Source organism: Oryzihumus sp. (assembly GCF_036391795.1).
Taxonomy (GTDB): Bacteria; Actinomycetota; Actinomycetes; order Actinomycetales; family Dermatophilaceae; genus Oryzihumus.
The window spans coordinates 1-2,589 of record NZ_DASVZH010000200.1 but is presented as its reverse complement, the minus strand read 5'-3'; the positions used below and the strand labels follow the sequence as shown (position 1 = coordinate 2,589).

The following is a 2,589-nucleotide window of genomic DNA, read 5'->3' as shown; positions in this document are numbered from 1 at the left end:
CACGGAGGGGGAGGTGACCAGGCGGGTGATGCCGTAGGCGCCGAGTACGCCGGTGAGGGTCTCGGCGCGGGCCTGGCCGGGGGCGTCGAGCGGGCGCAGTGGGTCGGGTTCGGACCAGGCGGAGCGGCCGACGGCGTGGGCGTGGCGCACGAGCACCAGCGGCCAGGTGGCCAGCCGGCCGGCCGTCGAGGCGCGGACCAGGGCCCGGAGCTGGTCGCGGTCGCGGGCGTAGTGCAGCCGGTCGGAGGCCTCGGCCACCGGCAGCCAGGCGACCTCGTCGATCTCGTTGACCAGGGCACCGTCACCGCCGGTGACCTCGGCGGCCCAGTAGCGGACCTCCTTGGTCGCCAGCTCGCCGGCCTTGTCCAGGAACGTGTACGACGCCGGCGGCAGCGGCCTGCCCAGGCGCACCTGCAGCCCGGTCTCCTCCCACGTCTCCCGGACCGCGCAGGTCGGCCACTCCTCGTCGGGGTCGAGCTTGCCCTTGGCCCAGGCCCAGTCGTCGTAGGCGGGGCGGTGCACCAGCAGCACCTCGAGCTCGCCGTCGCGCAGCCGCCACGGCAGGGTGCCGGCAGCCGCGACCGGGCGCGCCGCAGCGCTCCCCACGGGTGGCGCCGCGACCTCGCCGGGAGAGACCCCCTCGGTCACCGGCGGCGGGCCTTGCGCCGGCGCCGTGCGTGCTGGTCGATCAGGCCCTCCTGGTAGTCGTTGAGCGGCAGCCCGTCGGGGCCGACGTGGTGGCGGGTCCAGCGCCCGTCGCCGGCCAGGTGCCAGCTCGAGGTCTCATCGCTCATGCCACGCGACATCAGCGCCTGCACGTCGGCGATGTGCCCGGGGTCGGACAGGCGCACCAGGCACTCCACCCGCCGGTCGAGGTTGCGGTGCATCATGTCGGCGCTGCCGATGTAGGCCTGGGTCTCGCCGCCACCGCCGAAGATGAACACCCGCGAGTGCTCCAGGAACCGGCCCAGGATCGAGCGGACCCGGATCGTCTCGGACAGGTCGGGCACCCCGGGGCGCAGCGCGCAGATGCCGCGGACGAACACGTCGACCTCGACGCCGGCGCGGGAGGCGCGGTAGAGCGCGTCGATGACCGCCTCGTCGACGATCGAGTTGACCTTGATCCCGACGTAGCCGCCACGCCCGGCGTTGACGTGCTCGATCTCCTCGTCGATGAGGTCGACCAGCCCCGAGCGCACCGAGCGTGGCGCGACGAGCAGGCGCTTGAACCGGGAGCGCGGGGCGAAGCCGGAGAGCTGGTTGAACAGCCGGGTCAGGTCCTCCCCGACCTGCGGGTCGCAGGTGAGCAGGCCGAGGTCCTCGTAGAGCCGGGCGGTCTTGGGGTTGTAGTTGCCGGTGCCGATGTGGCAGTAGCGGCGCAGCCCCTCGGCCTCCTGGCGCACGACGAGGGAGAGCTTGGCGTGGGTCTTGAGCCCGACGATGCCGTAGACGACGTGGACGCCGGAGTGCTCGAGCTTGCGCGCCCAGGAGATGTTGTTCTGCTCGTCGAAGCGGGCCTTGATCTCGACCACGGCCAGGACCTGTTTGCCGGCCTCGGCGGCGTCGATGAGCGCGTCGACGATGGGGGAGTCGCCGGAGGTGCGGTAGAGGGTCTGCTTGATCGCCAGCACCCGCGGGTCGGCGGCGGCCTGCTCGACGAAGGACTGCACCGAGGTCGAGAACGAGTCGTAGGGGTGCTGCAGCAGCACGTCCTTGGACCGCATCGCGGCGAGGATGTCCGAGGGCTGGGAGGTCTCCACCGCCGACAGGTCGGGGTGGGTCTTGGGCACGAACGGCGGGAACTTCAGCTCCGAGCGCTCGAGGTCGGCCAGCAGCTCCAGCCCGGTCAGGTCCAGCGGCGTGGGCAGGCGGTAGACCTCGCCCTCGTGGACGCCGAGCTCGCGCACGAGCAGGTCCATGACGTGGTCGTCCATGTCGTCGCCGACCTCGAGGCGCACCGGCGGGCCGAACCGGCGCCGGGTGAGCTCCTTCTCCAGCGCGGCGAGGAGGTTCTCGGCGTCGTCCTCCTCGACCTCCAGGTCCTCGTTGCGGGTGACCCGGAAGGTGAAGTGCTCGCGCACCTCCATGCCGGGGAAGAGCTGGTCCAGGTGGGCGGCGATGACGTCCTCGAGCGGCACGAACCGGGCGTGGTAGAGGTCGGCCAGCGGCGAGTCGGTGACCTGCGCCGACGGCCCGACGGGGATGAACCGGGGCAGCAGCGGCGGCACCTTGACCCGGGCGAAGTGCTCGTTGCCGGTCTTGGTGTTGACCAGCACCACGGCCAGGTTGAGCGAGAGCCCGGAGATGTAGGGGAACGGGTGGGCCGGGTCGACCGCCAGCGGGGTGAGCACCGGGAAGACCTGCTCGCGGAACATCCCGTGCAGGACCTCCCGCTCGGTCTCGGCCAGCTCCTCCCAGCGCACGATGGTGATGCCCTCGTCGGCCAGAGCGGGGCGCACCGACTTCTCGAAGGTGTCGGCGTGCATCCACATCAGCTCGTGCGCGACCAGGCTGATCTGCTCGAGCACCTCGCGCGGCTCCAGCCCGGAGGCCGAACGCATCGCCAGGCCGGTGGCGATCCGGCGCTTG

At 72.2% G+C, this 2,589-nt stretch carries 2 protein-coding genes; both read right to left on the bottom strand.

The genetic code is table 11. The features are described from left to right. Window positions 1–606 (bottom strand): NUDIX hydrolase (locus tag VF825_RS12240; RefSeq protein WP_331113636.1); only part of this gene is annotated, 606 nt, incomplete at its 3' end. Between the two features lie 38 nt (window positions 607–644). Further along, window positions 645–2,589 (bottom strand): RNA degradosome polyphosphate kinase (locus VF825_RS12235; protein WP_331113634.1); only part of this gene is annotated, 1,945 nt, incomplete at its 5' end.